Origin of the sequence: Streptomyces sp. NPDC056527, from assembly GCF_042794475.1 — a bacterium.
Taxonomy (GTDB): domain Bacteria; phylum Actinomycetota; class Actinomycetes; order Streptomycetales; family Streptomycetaceae; genus Streptomyces.
Genome location: NZ_JBHTTQ010000051.1, coordinates 35643 through 49100 on the forward strand (window position 1 = coordinate 35643; position 13458 = coordinate 49100).

A 13458-nucleotide genomic window follows, 5' to 3' on the forward strand; every position below is an offset into this window, starting at 1 on the left:
CTCAGGGGCCGGTCGGGGGGCCGCCGTCGGGGAGGGCCGAGAAGACCCGCTGCAGCGCCGCCGAGCGGTCGCCGTCCGCGCTGACGACGACCCGGTAGTCGTACGTGACCGCGTAGGTGAAGCCGTCGTACACCGGCTTTCCGGACGGTCGCGCGGGCACCTTCGCGTAGGCCGGGTCCTCCAACGCCTTACGCAGCTTCGCGACTTCGGCGGGGGTCATGCGGCCGCTGCGCGGGGAGTCGCCGCCGGAGCGGGTCGTGTAGCTGCCGTCGTAGTGGACGGTCAGCTGGTTGTCGACGCCCGCCAGACCGCCACTGACGTTCACCGTCACCAGGACCTCGCGCGGACCGTGCTCCTTGTCCTTCTCGACGGTCCCGTCCGAACTCGTCGGGACCGGCGGCGCGGTGCCGCCGGTGCCGGTCGGCACCGGCTTCGTCGTACCGTCCTGGGTCGCGACCGGGGGCTTCGGCGTGTCCTCGCCGCCGCAGCCGGCCAGCGCCAGAACCGGGAGCAGCACCATCGACGCGGCCCCGATCCGCCCCGCGTACCGCTTCCCGCGCGTCACGTCCGTGCGCGTCATGTCCCTGAGCACCATGGGTCCGAGCATCCCCTCAGCCGAGCCGGTTGACCAGAGCCGTGTGCAGGGCGTCCCGCAGCGGCCGCGCGGCGGTGCGTTACGCGCCGCGGACGATGCCCGTCAGCGGGCCCTCGTGGTGCCAGCCCAGGGAGTCGTAGAGCGCCAGGCCGTCCCTCGTCGCCGACAGGACGCCCGTCACCGCTCCCGCCTGCGCGCCCGCCGCTTCGAGGGTGCGCATGACGTTGGCGCCCAGGCCGCGGCGCCGGTGGTCCGGGTGGGTCTCGATCTGGTCGGCGACCGCCGTCACGCCCGTCGGCGCCAGCCGGCCGGAGGCGGCCAGCGTGCCGTCCGGCGCCACGATCCGGACCCGTATCACCCCGTCCCGGGTCTCCGTCGTCCGCGCGTACCCCTCCGGCGCCGACGGCCGCGCGCCCGCGTCCAGCGCCTTGGTCATCATGAAGCCGGGATCGTCCGGGACGGTCCACCCCGGGGTGATCCACTCCGCGACCTCCTCCGGCCCCGCCATCACCTTCAGCCACGCATTGGGCTCGGTGATCTCCGTGCAGAGCTTGCCCACGGACACCGCGTCCGGCGCCGGCAGCACATGCCGGAAGACATGCGTCGGCAGGCCCACATCGATCCGGTAGCCCCAGGGCTCGACGACGGCGGGCGGGGTGCCGCGCGAGACGGTCCAGCCGGCCACCCATGCGGATGTAATAGACGCCATATCCATGGAGGTATTACACGGCATCTTTCACCTGCGCGGGCGAGCGATCGCTCAGAGCGAACGCGGCCGGGGGAACATTCGACGGCTCACGTGCATTGAGTCCACATAGCTCAACTTGACTGCCGAAGGGGAGATCATGGCTTCGACGTCCTCACCGCTCACTCTGCCTGTGCTGCCGCTCGACGACGAGGTCGTGCTGCCCGGAATGGTGGTGCCGCTGGACCTGTCCGACAACGACGTACGCGCCGCGGTGGAGGCCGCCCAGGCCGCCGCGCGATCCGATACGGGCAAGCCCAGGGTGCTCCTCGTGCCCCGCATCGACGGGACGTACGCCGGGACCGGCGTCCTCGGCACCGTCGAGCAGGTCGGCCGGCTGTCCGACGGCGACCCGGGCGCGCTCATCCGCGGCCGCGGCCGCGTCAGGATCGGCGCCGGCACGACCGGCCCCGGCGCCGCGCTGTGGGTCGAGGGAAGCGTCGTCGACGAGACCGTGCCCGAGCCGCTGCCCGGATCCGTGACGGACCTGGTCAAGGAGTACAAGGCGCTGGCCACCACCTGGCTGAAGAAGCGCGGCGCCTGGCAGGTCGTGGACCGGGTCCAGCAGATCGACGGCGTCTCCGCGCTCGCCGACAACTCCGGCTACTCGCCCTTCCTCACTGTCGAGCAGAAGGTCGAACTCCTCGAGACCGCCGACCCGATCGCCCGTCTCAAGCTCGCCACGGCCCAGCTGCGCGAGCACCTGGCCGAGCAGGACGTGGCCGAGTCCATCGCGAAGGACGTCCAGGAGGGCGTCGACAAGCAGCAGCGCGAGTTCCTGCTGCGGCGCCAGCTGGATGCCGTACGCAAGGAGCTGCGCGACCTCAACGGCGAGACGGAGGGTGACGAGTCCGACGACTACCGGGCGCGCGTCGAGGCCGCCGACCTGCCCGAGAACGTGCGCGAGGCGGCCCTCAAGGAGGTCGAGAAGCTGGAGCGGTCCAGCGACCAGTCCCCGGAGGGCTCCTGGATCCGCACCTGGCTCGACACCGTCCTCGAACTGCCGTGGAACGAGCGGACCGAGGACCAGTACGACATCCAGGGCGCCAAGGCGATCCTCGACGCCGAGCACGCGGGCCTGGAGGACGTGAAGGAGCGGATCACCGAGTACCTGGCGGTGCGCAAGCGGCGCGCCGAGCGGGGTCTCGGTGTGGTCGGCGGACGACGCGGCGGCGCCGTCCTGGCCCTGGTCGGCCCGCCCGGCGTCGGCAAGACCTCGCTCGGCGAGTCCGTCGCGCACGCGATGGGACGGAAGTTCGTCCGGGTCGCGCTCGGCGGCGTCCGGGACGAGGCGGAGATCCGCGGCCACCGGCGTACGTACGTCGGCGCGCTGCCGGGCCGGATCGTCCGGGCGATCAAGGAGGCCGGGTCGATGAACCCGGTGGTCCTGCTCGACGAGATCGACAAGGTCGGCTCCGACTACCGGGGCGACCCGGCGGCCGCACTCCTCGAGGTCCTGGACCCGGCGCAGAACCACACCTTCCGGGACCACTACCTGGAGGTCGAACTGGACCTCTCCGACGTCGTCTTCCTGGCGACGGCGAACGTCCTGGAGGCCATCCCGGAGGCGCTGCTCGACCGCATGGAGCTGGTCAGGCTCGACGGGTACACGGAGGACGAGAAGGTCGTCATCGCCCGTGACCACCTGCTGCCCCGGCAGCTGGAGCGGGCGGGCCTGGAGCCGGGCGAGGTGGTCCTGGAGGACGCGTCGCTGCGGAAGCTGGCGGGGGAGTACACCCGTGAGGCGGGCGTACGGAACCTGGAGCGGTCCATCGCGCGGCTGCTGCGCAAGGTCGCGGCGCAGCACGAACTGGGCGACCGTGAGCTGCCGTTCGCGGTCGGCGTGGACGATCTGCGCGGGCTGATCGGCCGCCCGCACCACGTGCCCGAGTCGGCGCAGGACCCGGCCGAGCGGCGCACCGCGGTACCGGGTGTGGCGACCGGACTGGCCGTCACGGGCGCGGGCGGTGACGTCCTCTTCGTGGAGGCGTCGCTCGCCGACCCGGAGACGGGCGCTGCCGGTCTCACCCTCACCGGCCAGCTGGGCGACGTGATGAAGGAGTCCGCGCAGATCGCGCTCTCCTTCCTCCGCTCGCACGGCGCGGAGCTGGAGCTGCCCGTGACCGGTCTCAAGGACCGGGGCGCGCACATCCACTTCCCCGCGGGCGCGGTCCCGAAGGACGGCCCGAGCGCCGGCATCACGATGACGACCGCGCTGGCCTCGCTGCTCTCCGGCCGCCTGGTCCGTACGGACGTGGCGATGACCGGTGAGGTCTCCCTGACCGGCCGGGTGCTCCCGATCGGCGGCCTGAAGCAGAAGCTCCTGGCGGCCCACCGCGCGGGGATCACGACGGTCGTGATCCCGAAGCGCAACGAGGCCGACCTGGACGACGTCCCGGCGGAGATCCTGGAGAAGCTGGAGGTCCACCCGGTCACGGACGTCCGCCAGGTCCTGGAGATCGCCCTGGCCCCGGCGAAGGTCGCGGTGAGCGCGGCGGCCTGAGCCCTTCGGGAGAAGCGGGGTGCCCTTCACGGGGCACCCCGCTTCGTCATGCCGCGGGCCCGCCGTGCGTCGGCCGTTCCGGTACGTCAGCCGTTCCGGCGGCGCGCCAGCAGCAGGCTGCCCGCTCCGAAGGCCGCCAGGGCGCCCGCGCCCGCGAGGGCCAGGGGGAGCGGCGAGGAGGGCGTCCGGGCGGATTCGGCGGAGAGGGCGGGGGCCTGCTCGTCGCCGCCGTGGCCCGCGTGGCTCACCGTGGAGCGGTCGGCGCCCGCGGCGATCTTCGACTCGCTCGGGGCCGAGGCCGCCGCCGTACCGCCGAAGGTGACGTCCGAGCAGCTGTAGAACGCCTCCGGGCTGTCGTTTCGCTGCCAGACCTTGTAGACGATGTGGCGGCCGGTGCGGGCCGGCAGGGTGCCGGTGAAGTTGTAGAAGCCGTCCGTCGCCGTGCGGGCCGTGGCGTAGGTGGCCACGGGGGTCGCGTCCAGGTCCGACCACTTCAGGGGCTGGGTGGGGTCGAAGCCCTGCTTGGTGATGTAGACCGTCATCGTGCCGGAGTGCGGCGCCGTCACCCGTACCTTGAAGTCGAAGGCGCCGGCCCCGACCGCCGTGGCCGGCCAGTCCGTGCGCGCCCAGTCGAGCGCCCGGTACTTCTCCCGGTTGGCCGAGCAGAGCTTGCCGTCCGGGATGAGCAGCTGGTGCCGACCGTCCGCGTTGGCGATGTTCACCTCGTTCCAGTCGTAGAGCGGCTGGGTGCCGGAGTCGGCGACCAGGTCCTTGCACACCTGCGACTTCGGCGTCTCGGGGCCTTCCGCGTAACAGGCGGCCACCCGGCTCACCGGGTTGAAGACGGCGCCGTGCGCTCCCGCGGTGGAGGGGGTCAGCGGGATCAGCGCGGCGGCGGACAGGGTGACGGCTGCTGCGGTGCGACGGTACGAGGGCATGACGGGGCTCTCTCTCGTGCGTGGGGGAGTACGGGACGAGCAACGAGCGGGCGGCGTAAGGAAGTTGAATCCCGGCCGCGCCCTTTGAGCCTCGCATTGGTCCATACCAATGGGCAAGAGGGTGGGCGCAGAAAGACGAAGGCGGCCGACCGGTCGCCGGGCTGCGGCCTCGTCGGCTCCGTACGGACCCGAGCACGACTCCGGCCCCGCACCTTGCCCGTGGGGCAGGGGATGCGGGGCCGGAGTCGTCGCGGCGGTCCGTGCGGGAGGAGCGGCTCGGCTCAGCCGTTCGCCAGCGCCTGGACCCGCGAGAGGTCGCCGTTGAAGTGGTTGTGGTCGCCGACCGTCGGGCCGGTCGAGGTGTACTGCCACATCGTGTAGTACGGCCACCCGGCCGGGAGCGTGCCCACCGTCGACGCGTACCGCGCGATCCACAGCGGGTTGCTCGCGCCGAAGCCCGCGTAGTTGCCGGTGCACTGCGTCCACCAGCTCGTCGCCGTGTAGATCGCGGCGTCACGGCCGGTCCGGGCCTTGTAGCGGTTGAGGAAGTCGCGGATCCACGTGACCATCGCGGACTGCGACTTGCCGTAACAGGTCGCCCCGTAGGGGTTCCACTCGATGTCCAGCGCGCCCGGCAGCGTCCTGCCGTCCTTGGACCAGCCGCCGCCGTTGCTGACGAAGAAGTCGGCCTGCGCCGCTCCCGTCGTGGTGTCCGGGGTGGCGAAGTGGTACGCGCCGCGGATCATGCCGACGTTGTACGAGCCGTTGTACTGCTGCGCGAAGTAGGGGTTCTCGTAGTAGGTGCCCTCCGTCGCCTTGACGTAGGCCCACTTCACCCCGCTGTTCCACAGGGTCGACCAGGCCACGTTCCCCTGGTGGCTGGAGACGTCCACACCCTCGGTCTGGACGGCCCGGGGTGTGCCGGGCGTGCCGCTCCGGCCGTCGTGCTCGATGACGCCCATTCCCATGTGGGCGGAGCCGCGTGGGGGCACGGCCTCGGTGTCGGCCGCGTTCGCCGCGCCGGGGAGGGAGAGGGGCAGAAGGAGGGCCAGGGCCGCGAGGGCGACGCCGGCGAGGGTCTTTCCGGATCTGTGCACGGGCATTGCGTGCCTCCGAAAGGCGGTGGGGGTGAGACATGACCTGGTGTGGACATGTCAGCGAAGCCGCTGGGGAAGACGCTACGCACGTAGACCGGCCGGGCGGAAGGGGGCCTGGGTGCTGCCGTTGGTCTACGCCTGCGAAATACTGGGGGAGCTGCGGCGATGGCCGCGGACGAAAGAAACTTTCAGCGACCGGAAAGCGCGCGAGGGGTGCTGACGTGCACGGAAGCGGTACGGGGAGTGAAGGCGAGCCCACCGGGTCGTCGACGCGGAGTGGTGTGGACCAGGAATTCCTCGCCCTGGAACGCGAACTGGCGGTCTTTCTGCGCCGCGCCCGCGCCCAGTCCGGCGAGATGGCCCGCGAGGTCCACCCCGAACTGGAGCCCGCCGCCTACGGCCTGTTCGTACGGCTCGACGACGCCGGCCCGCAGCGCGCCACCGACCTCGCCGGCTACTTCGGCGTCGGCAAGGCGACCATGAGCCGCCAACTGCGCGCCCTGGAGGAGCTCGGCCTCGTCGCCCGCGACCCCGACCCGGCCGACGGCCGCGCCTCGCTGGTCCGGCTGACGGAGGAGGGCCGCCATCGCTTCCGTCGCGTACGGGACGCACGACGCGGACGCTACGTCCGCAAGCTCGCGGACTGGGACCGGGGCGAGGTCGCCGAACTGGCCCGCCTCCTCCACCAGCTGAACGCCCGCGCGGAGAGCTGAAGCGCCCGCGCGTGCCTCAGAGCACCGCGTAGGCCGCCGTCGCGTCGTCGTGGCGCTTCCAGCGGAACGCGCCGCCCGCCGCCGCGTCGGCCGCCTCCCGCGCCCGGACCCGCGCGAGCAGCCCGTGCGGGCCCTCCTCGCGGAGCACCCCGCAGCAGTCCGCCCAGTCGCCCTCCGCGAACAGGTCCACCCATCGCGTCGCCCCGTCGGTGAGCGCCGCCAGGGCCCGTACGGCCGCCCGGGGCGTCGTCCCCGTCACCGCCCGCCGCGCCACCTCCGGGTCCGCCGCCGCCGTGAAGAAGCCGCCCTCCTGGTTGCGCAGACGGTCCGTCGCCGCCAGGGAGCGACGGATCTCGTCCGGGATTTGGTCGAGACGGTCGTCGAGCACCGCCCGCACCGAGCCGTCCGGCGCCTCGATGAGCAGCGCGGCGTCGGAGAGGACGAGATGCTCGACCGAGGCCGCGTTCCAGCGGGCCATCGCGACCGTCGCCTGAGGAGTCCGTACGTGAGAAAGGTCACAGGTCTCCCGGTGGGCGTCCGCGGTGCGCCGGATTGCCAGAGCCAGGATCCCGGGCAGGGTCATGTCGGGGCGCGAAGCGGATAGTTCGGTCAAAGCCCCACCGAGACGCGCGGTGAACCAGGGCACATCGTGTACGCAGCCGTCGTCGCCCGTCGGCGGGGTGACCCCGTCGAGCACCACGACCGTCCCGCCCCCGCCGTACGCGGGCAGAGCCGTCGCCACCCAGTCCTCATTAGGGCGTTCGGGGTTGCCGGGGAGGGTGGCCGCTTCGGTGCGCATGATCCCCAGTCTGCCCCCGCGCCGGAAAGCCTGCATGACTCCTTCACACCGCCTCCAAATGGCCGGATCCGGCCTGCACCAGCCCTTCAAGGCGTACGCGCGAGGCGGAAGGGGGCCCTCCGGGAAGCTGCGGGCGGGCATCCTGCCAAAGCCCGCACGGAAGATCCAACCGGCACACCGAACAAGCCTGTGAAGGACTTCGCGCGAAGTTGTTCGCCAACTCGTGAGTGTTGTTCACTCGTTCGGGTGGCGGAGCGGCCGATGCGCGTCCCCTTCCCAAAAGCGCTGGAATGGTCGGAAGCCGTACCAGGGGTGGGGGCGCTCTGAGATGTGACCGGTCGTCACCTCTGCTTCATGGGTGGACGAGTCGAGAATGCGAGCACCGGTGCAGAAGAAGCGGCCTCGGAGCAACAACGGCACGCGGAGCCAGAGCCCCGGTGACCCGCTGACCACGGGCGGAGCCACGGGCCCCGAAGGCGGCGGCACCACCGGCGTCCCCGTGGGCCGGCCCAAGCGCGTCCGCAACCGGCTGGTCGCCGGCGTCGCCCTCGTCGGAGTCACGGTCCTCGCCGCCGGCGCTCCCGTGATCCTCACCGCCTCCGGCGAACTGACCGACTCCCAGAACCTGGTCACCCTCGCCGAGCTCGACCGCCAGGCCGTCACCCTCGCCCACTCGCTCGCCGACGAGCGCGACGAGGTCGTCGCGTACATCGCCGCGGGCCGGGACGAGCAGCAGGGCGACAGCAAGAAGAAGCGGCAGGTCACCAGCGCGCGTTCCACCCGGGTCGACCGGCAGATCGACGAGATCAAGCCCGCCGCCTCCGCCGAACTGCGCAGGGACCTCGCGGACCTGCCCGCCGTCCGCCGCACCGCGCTCACCGGCAAGGGCACCGCCCTGGAGGCGTACAAGGCGTACTCGGACGTCATCGCCAAGCTCCAGGACCTCGCCGACGAACTCGCCGAGCAGACCCCCGCCCGCGCCGCCGAGGCCACCCGCGCCCCCGCCGCCCTGGGCCGCGCCGTCGAGCAGGCGTCGGCGACCCGCGGACTGCTGCTCGCGGCCCTCGCCGTCCCTCAGCCCGAGGCCCCCGGCACCTCGCACTACGACCCGGACACCGGCAGCTACGTGCTCGACGAGGCCGAGGGCGCGGACGAGGCCGTCCGGGCCCGCAACGCGCTGACGGCCGCCGCCCAGCAGGCCCGGGTCCGCGAACTGGGCTCCCTCGCCGACTTCGACCAGGCCGCCACGGCCGCCGGGCGGGACTCCCTCGCCGGCACCGTGACGGGCCCTGACGTCAAGAGCGCCGAGCGCTACCTGACCGGGCTCACCGACCAGCCGACGCTCAGCACGTCCGAGCGCGGCACCGACCCCGAGAAGCTGGAGGCCGCGCTCTCCGCCCGGATCGAGCAGATGCGCGGCGTCGAGTCGACGCTCTCCACCGAGCAGGTGGCCCGCCTCGTCCAGCTGCGCGACGACGACGTCACCGACCTCGAATTGCGCATCGCCTTCCTCGGCGGCTGTCTGCTGGTCGCGATCGGCATCTCCACCTTCGTCGCCCGCACCCTCACCCGCCCGCTCGCCGTGGTGCGCATCGGCGCCGCACGGCTCGCCGCCGCCCCTGAGGCCGAGGAGCCGGTCCGCTTCACCGGCCGCAACGACGAGTTCGCCCAGGTCGTGCGGTCCCTCAACACCCTCCAGGGCAAGCTGGCCGACCTCGCCCGGCGCACCGAGCGGCTCGACAGCGAGCGAGCCGACCTGTCCGGCGCCGGCGAGGCCCTCGCCGCCGAACTGGCCGCCCAGCGCGCCGAGCTCCAGGGCCACACCGCCCTGCTCACCGCCGAGCTCGAACGCCTCCGGCACACCGTCCACCACACCTTCGTCAACCTCTCGCTGCGCAGCCTCGGTCTCGTGGAGCGTCAGCTCGGGGTCATCGAGAAGCTGGAGGAGCGCGAGCAGGACCCGGACCGGCTGGCCACCCTCTTCAAACTCGACCACATGGCGACCGTCATGCGCCGCCACAGCGAGAACCTCCTGGTCCTCGCCGGCCACGAGCACGTCCACGGCCACCCCGGAGCGGTCCCGCTCGTCGACGTGCTGCGCGCCGCCGTCAGCGAGATCGAGCGGTACGAGCGGGTCACGATCCAGTCCCTGCCGCCGCACGCCCAGGTCGCCGGATTCGCCGCGGACGACCTCAGCCACCTGGTCGCCGAACTCCTCGAGAACGCCACGTCCTTCTCGCCGCCCGACGCGCAGGTCCAGCTCTCCGGCTGGCTGCTGGAGAGCGGTGAGGTGATGCTCTCCGTCCAGGACGAGGGCATCGGCATGACCGAGTCCCGGCTCGCCGAGCTCAACGCGCGGCTGTCGGAGGCCGACCCGGCCGACATCGCGGGGGAGGGTCTCGGCATCCGGGTCACCGCCCTGCTCGCCGCCCGCCACGGCGTACGGGTGCAGCTGAGGGAACAGAAGCAGGGCGGCATCGCGGCCGTGATCGTGCTGCCGCTGCCGCTGCTTCCCACGGCCCCGCCCACCGCGGTCCCGCCGGTCGTGTCGGTGGCCGGCTCGGCGCCCACGCTGAACCTCCCGGGCTCGGTGGCCGAGGCGAACTCCAACGCCCTGCCGTCCCGCACCAGGGACCCCCTCGTGGAGGCCGCGGAACAGGCCGTCGCCGAGGCGGAGGCGGCCTCGGAAGCGGCCTCGGCGACGACCCCGGAGGCGGCCGGGACCGAGACGCCCGAGGCGGAGCCGCCCGGGCCCACGGCTGCCGCGCCCGAGCCCGCCGCAGCTGCCGTGCCCGAGCCCGAAGCCGCAGCATCCGAGCCCCGGCCCGCCGCAGCGGCCGAATCCGCAGCTGCCGAAACCGCAGCAGTCGAGCCCGCTCCCGCAGCACCCGCGCCCGAGCCCGAAGCGGAGCCCGAGCTCTCGGTGGCCGAGACGACCCTCCAGGTCCGTCTCCCCGACCCGCCGCCCGAGCCGGACACCCACGAGCGCGCCCTGGAGGAGCCCGAGCCGGCCGCCCAGCGCCTCACGGACAAGGGCCTGCCCAAGCGCACGCCCCAGGTCGTCCGTCAGGCCGACACGCCCGCCGCCCCGCGCGCGGGCGGGGTCGACGCCGAGGAGCTGCGGCGCAGGCTCGGCGGCTTCCACCGGGGCGCCGCGGAAGGTCGTCGAGACGTAGAGGCGGAGATCGAAGCCGTACAGACGCAGACCGCAGGTACCGAGGAGAAGTCGGGGGACACAGTCGAGGAGGCACGCAGTTGACTGCGACCGGAACATTCGGACTGAGCAGGGAGGCCCGCAACCTGCAGTGGCTGCTGGGCAACCTCGTCGAGGAGGTGCCAGGGCTCCGCTCGGTCGCCGTCGTCTCGTCCGACGGGCTGCTGCTGCTCTCGTCCGACCCGGCAGCACAGGCCGCCACCCCCGCCGAGGGTCGCCCCAAGGGCCCGCGAGGGTCCAGCGCCGACCTGGCCACCATCGTCTCGGGCATCGGCAGCCTCACCATCGGCGCGGCCCGGCTGATGGACGGCGGCGGGGTCAAGCAGACCATGGTGGCGATGGAGGAGGGCAGCGTCTTCGTCATGTCGATCAGCGACGGCTCGCTGCTCGGCGTACACGCCGACCCCGACTGCGACATGAGCGTCGTGGCGTACCACATGGCGCTCTTCGTCGGCCGCGCCGGACATGTACTCACCCCCGAACTCCGCAGCGAGCTGCGCAAATCGTTGGAGAGCACCCAGTGACGTCCGCATCCCACGCCCACAAACTGCCGATGCGCGGGGACGGCCGGCGCCCCGCGCGCGTGCGCCCGTACTCGCTCACCGGCGGTCGTACCCGCTTCGGCCACGTCCTGCTCGTCGAGACCTTCGTCGCGGCGCTCGAGGCGTCGCCCGAGCGGAAGGTGCTGACGAACGGCGGGCGGCCCCGCGGGCTGATGCCCGAGATGCGGGCCATCGTCGAGATCTGCCGTCGGATGCGTACCGTCGCGGAGATCTCGGCGCTCCTGAAGATGCCGTTGGGTGTCGTCCGAGTGCTGCTGAGCGACTTGGCCGACCAGGGAAAGATCCGTGTGTACGGGACCGGTCACGGCACCGGCCAGCCCGACCGCGCGCTGCTCGAAAGGGTGCTGAGTGGACTCCGCCGTCTCTGAAGCCGCTGCCCCGCCGCTCACCGGGATACCGACACAGCCCGAAGCCCCCGGCACGAACACCGAAGAGGGTGCCCGGGACTGGCAGCTCGACCACACCCGGGCCCCGATCGCGACCAAGGTCGTCGTCGCGGGCGGCTTCGGGGTCGGCAAGACGACCTTCGTCCGGGCGGTCTCGGAGATCACTCCGCTGCAGACCGAGGCCCTGATGACCCGGGCGAGCGAGGAGACCGACGATCTCTCCGACACGCCCGACAAGCTCACCACGACCGTGGCGATGGACTTCGGCAGGATCACCCTCGCCGAGGACCTCGTGCTGTACGTCTTCGGTACGCCGGGACAGCAGCGGTTCTGGTTCATGTGGGACGACCTGGTGCGCGGCGCGATCGGCGCGATCGTGCTCGCCGACACCCGCCGGCTGACCGACTGCTTCCCCGCGCTGGACTACTTCGAGAGCTGCGGGCTGCCGTACATCGTCGCGGTCAACCACTTCGAGGGCACCGAGGCGTTCGAGGCCGAGGACGTCCGGGAGGCCCTCACGGTGCCCCCGCACGTACCGGTCGTGATCATGGACGCGCGCAAGCGGTACAGCGTGATCGAGTCCCTGCTCGCGATGGTCGCGCACGCGCTCGAAGCCACCCCTGAATAACGCGTTAGGAACCCTGCCATGCGGAAGATACTCATCGTCGGAGCCGGCCAGTCCGGTCTCCAGCTCGCCCTCGGACTGCAGACGCAGGGGTACGAAGTCACCCTCATGTCCAATCGCACGGCGGACGAGATCCGGTCCGGCCGGGTCATGTCCACCCAGTGCATGTTCGACACCGCGCTCCAGCACGAGCGCGACCTCGCCCTGAACTTCTGGGAGTCCCAGGCCCCGCGGATCGAGGGCCTCGGCGTCTCCGTCGCCGCCCCCGACTCCAGCCGTGTGATCGACTGGGTGGGCAGGCTCGACGGCTACGCGCAGTCGGTCGACCAGCGCGTGAAGATGGCCGGCTGGATGGAGACCTTCGCCCAGCGCGGCGGCCAGCTCGTCATCCACGGCGCGGCAGTCTCCGACCTGGACTTCTTCTCCCGTACGTACGACCTGGTGCTGGTCTCCGCGGGCAAGGGCGAACTGGTCTCCATGTTCGGCCGGGACGCCTCCCGCTCCCCGTACAGCGAGCCGCAGCGCGCGCTGGCCGTCGCCTACGTCCACGGTCTGGGCCCGCGCCCCGAGCACCCGGACTTCGACGCCGTGCGCTGCAACCTGGTGCCGGGCGTCGGCGAGCTCTTCGTCATGCCGACCCTGACGACCTCCGGCCGCGCCGACATCCTCTTCTGGGAGGGGATCCCCGGCGGTCCGCTCGACGTCTTCCAGGGCGTCAAGGACCCCTCCGAGCACCTCTCCCTCACGCTGGAGCTGATGGAGAAGTTCACGCCCTGGGAGTACGCGCGGGCCACCAAGGTCGAGCTGACCGACGCCAACGCCACCCTGGCGGGCCGCTACGCCCCGACCGTGCGCAACCCGATCGGCCGCCTCCCCGGCGGCGGTCTGGTCCTCGGCGTCGCGGACGTCGTCGTCGCCAACGACCCGATCACCGGCCAGGGTTCGAACTCGGCCTCCAAGTGCGCGGCCGCCTACCTGGCCTCGATCGTCGAGAACGGCGACAAGCCCTTCGACGAGGCGTGGATGCAGGCCACCTTCGACCGCTACTGGAACACCGCGCAGCACGTCACGAAGTGGACGAACGCGATGCTCGGCGTCCCGCCGGAGCACGTCCTGAACCTGATCGGCGCGGCCGGCCAGCTCCAGCCGGTCGCCGACCGCTTCGCGAACGGCTTCGACGACCCGGCCGACTTCGAGAACTTCTTCTTCGAGCCGGAGAAGACGTCCGCCTACCTGGCGTCGGTCACCGGGACCTGACGGTCACGGGAGAGGGCGGGCGC

The 13458-nt window shown here is 72.2% G+C and carries 12 protein-coding genes; 7 read left to right on the forward strand and 5 right to left on the reverse strand.

Annotation, left to right across the window (positions count from 1 at the left end; genetic code table 11):
- Window position 1: 1 nt before the first annotated feature.
- Window positions 2-595, reverse strand: coding sequence for a hypothetical protein (locus tag ACFQ7Q_RS23280; RefSeq protein WP_383558398.1), 594 nt, complete (start codon window positions 593-595; stop codon window positions 2-4).
- A 79-nt stretch (window positions 596-674) separates the two neighbouring features.
- Window positions 675-1280 (reverse strand): GNAT family N-acetyltransferase, encoded by a 606-nt coding sequence (locus tag ACFQ7Q_RS23285; RefSeq protein WP_383558400.1) that lies wholly within the window; start codon window positions 1278-1280, stop codon window positions 675-677.
- Window positions 1281-1440: 160 nt separating this feature from the next.
- On the opposite strand from ACFQ7Q_RS23285, the gene lon reads away from it, so the two are divergent.
- Window positions 1441-3843, forward strand: a complete 2403-nt coding sequence (gene lon / locus ACFQ7Q_RS23290; RefSeq protein ID WP_383558402.1) for an endopeptidase La — start codon at window positions 1441-1443, stop codon at window positions 3841-3843.
- 86 nt (window positions 3844-3929) lie between these two features.
- On the opposite strand, the gene ACFQ7Q_RS23295 is transcribed toward lon, so the two are convergent.
- Entirely contained in the window at window positions 3930-4781 is an 852-nt protein-coding gene (locus ACFQ7Q_RS23295) for a lytic polysaccharide monooxygenase (RefSeq protein WP_383558403.1), read from the reverse strand.
- Between the two features lie 281 nt (window positions 4782-5062).
- Entirely contained in the window at window positions 5063-5884 is an 822-nt protein-coding gene (locus ACFQ7Q_RS23300) for a lysozyme (protein WP_383558405.1), read from the reverse strand.
- Between the two features lie 215 nt (window positions 5885-6099).
- On the opposite strand from ACFQ7Q_RS23300, the gene ACFQ7Q_RS23305 reads away from it, so the two are divergent.
- The gene (locus ACFQ7Q_RS23305) at window positions 6100-6591 is read left to right on the forward strand and encodes a MarR family winged helix-turn-helix transcriptional regulator (protein WP_383558406.1); all 492 of its coding nucleotides are present in this window, start codon (window positions 6100-6102) and stop codon (window positions 6589-6591) included.
- Between the two features lie 16 nt (window positions 6592-6607).
- Here the strand turns inward: ACFQ7Q_RS23305 and ACFQ7Q_RS23310 are convergent, their stop codons facing one another.
- Window positions 6608-7390 carry a hypothetical protein gene (locus tag ACFQ7Q_RS23310; protein WP_383558408.1) on the reverse strand — a complete coding sequence of 261 codons (783 nt, stop codon included), beginning with the start codon at window positions 7388-7390 and terminating at the stop codon, window positions 6608-6610.
- 385 nt (window positions 7391-7775) lie between these two features.
- Here ACFQ7Q_RS23310 and ACFQ7Q_RS23315 point away from each other — a divergent pair, with 385 nt between their 5' ends.
- Genes ACFQ7Q_RS23315 through ACFQ7Q_RS23335 form a run of 5 tightly spaced genes read left to right on the forward strand, consistent with a single transcriptional unit; the run spans window position 7776 to window position 13435 of the window.
- Window positions 7776-10649 (forward strand): nitrate- and nitrite sensing domain-containing protein, encoded by a 2874-nt coding sequence (locus ACFQ7Q_RS23315; RefSeq protein WP_383558416.1) that lies wholly within the window; start codon window positions 7776-7778, stop codon window positions 10647-10649.
- Window positions 10646-11128 carry a roadblock/LC7 domain-containing protein gene (locus tag ACFQ7Q_RS23320; RefSeq protein WP_383558410.1) on the forward strand — a complete coding sequence of 161 codons (483 nt, stop codon included), beginning with the start codon at window positions 10646-10648 and terminating at the stop codon, window positions 11126-11128. Before ACFQ7Q_RS23315 ends, ACFQ7Q_RS23320 begins: the two co-directional genes overlap by 4 nt.
- 29 nt (window positions 11129-11157) lie before the next feature.
- On the forward strand, window positions 11158-11535 hold the full coding sequence (locus ACFQ7Q_RS23325; protein ID WP_383558418.1) for a DUF742 domain-containing protein: 378 nt from the start codon (window positions 11158-11160) through the stop codon (window positions 11533-11535).
- Window positions 11516-12181 carry an ATP/GTP-binding protein gene (locus ACFQ7Q_RS23330; protein WP_383558411.1) on the forward strand — a complete coding sequence of 222 codons (666 nt, stop codon included), beginning with the start codon at window positions 11516-11518 and terminating at the stop codon, window positions 12179-12181. The genes ACFQ7Q_RS23325 and ACFQ7Q_RS23330 overlap by 20 nt, the downstream gene beginning before the upstream one ends.
- 18 nt (window positions 12182-12199) lie before the next feature.
- Window positions 12200-13435: a styrene monooxygenase/indole monooxygenase family protein gene (locus ACFQ7Q_RS23335; RefSeq protein ID WP_383558413.1), complete on the forward strand. Its 1236-nt coding sequence runs from the start codon at window positions 12200-12202 to the stop codon at window positions 13433-13435.
- Window positions 13436-13458: the final 23 nt, after the last annotated feature.

Coding starts and splice junctions, on each gene's coding strand:
- lon (WP_383558402.1), top strand. CDS start 1,441: ATGGCTTCGACGTCCTCACCGCTCACTCTGCCTGTGCTGCCGCTCGAC.
- ACFQ7Q_RS23295 (WP_383558403.1), bottom strand. CDS start 4,781: ATGCCCTCGTACCGTCGCACCGCAGCAGCCGTCACCCTGTCCGCCGCC.
- ACFQ7Q_RS23325 (WP_383558418.1), top strand. CDS start 11,158: ATGCGCGGGGACGGCCGGCGCCCCGCGCGCGTGCGCCCGTACTCGCTC.
- ACFQ7Q_RS23335 (WP_383558413.1), top strand. CDS start 12,200: ATGCGGAAGATACTCATCGTCGGAGCCGGCCAGTCCGGTCTCCAGCTC.
- ACFQ7Q_RS23280 (WP_383558398.1), bottom strand. CDS start 595: ATGGTGCTCAGGGACATGACGCGCACGGACGTGACGCGCGGGAAGCGG.
- ACFQ7Q_RS23310 (WP_383558408.1), bottom strand. CDS start 7,390: ATGCGCACCGAAGCGGCCACCCTCCCCGGCAACCCCGAACGCCCTAAT.
- ACFQ7Q_RS23300 (WP_383558405.1), bottom strand. CDS start 5,884: ATGCCCGTGCACAGATCCGGAAAGACCCTCGCCGGCGTCGCCCTCGCG.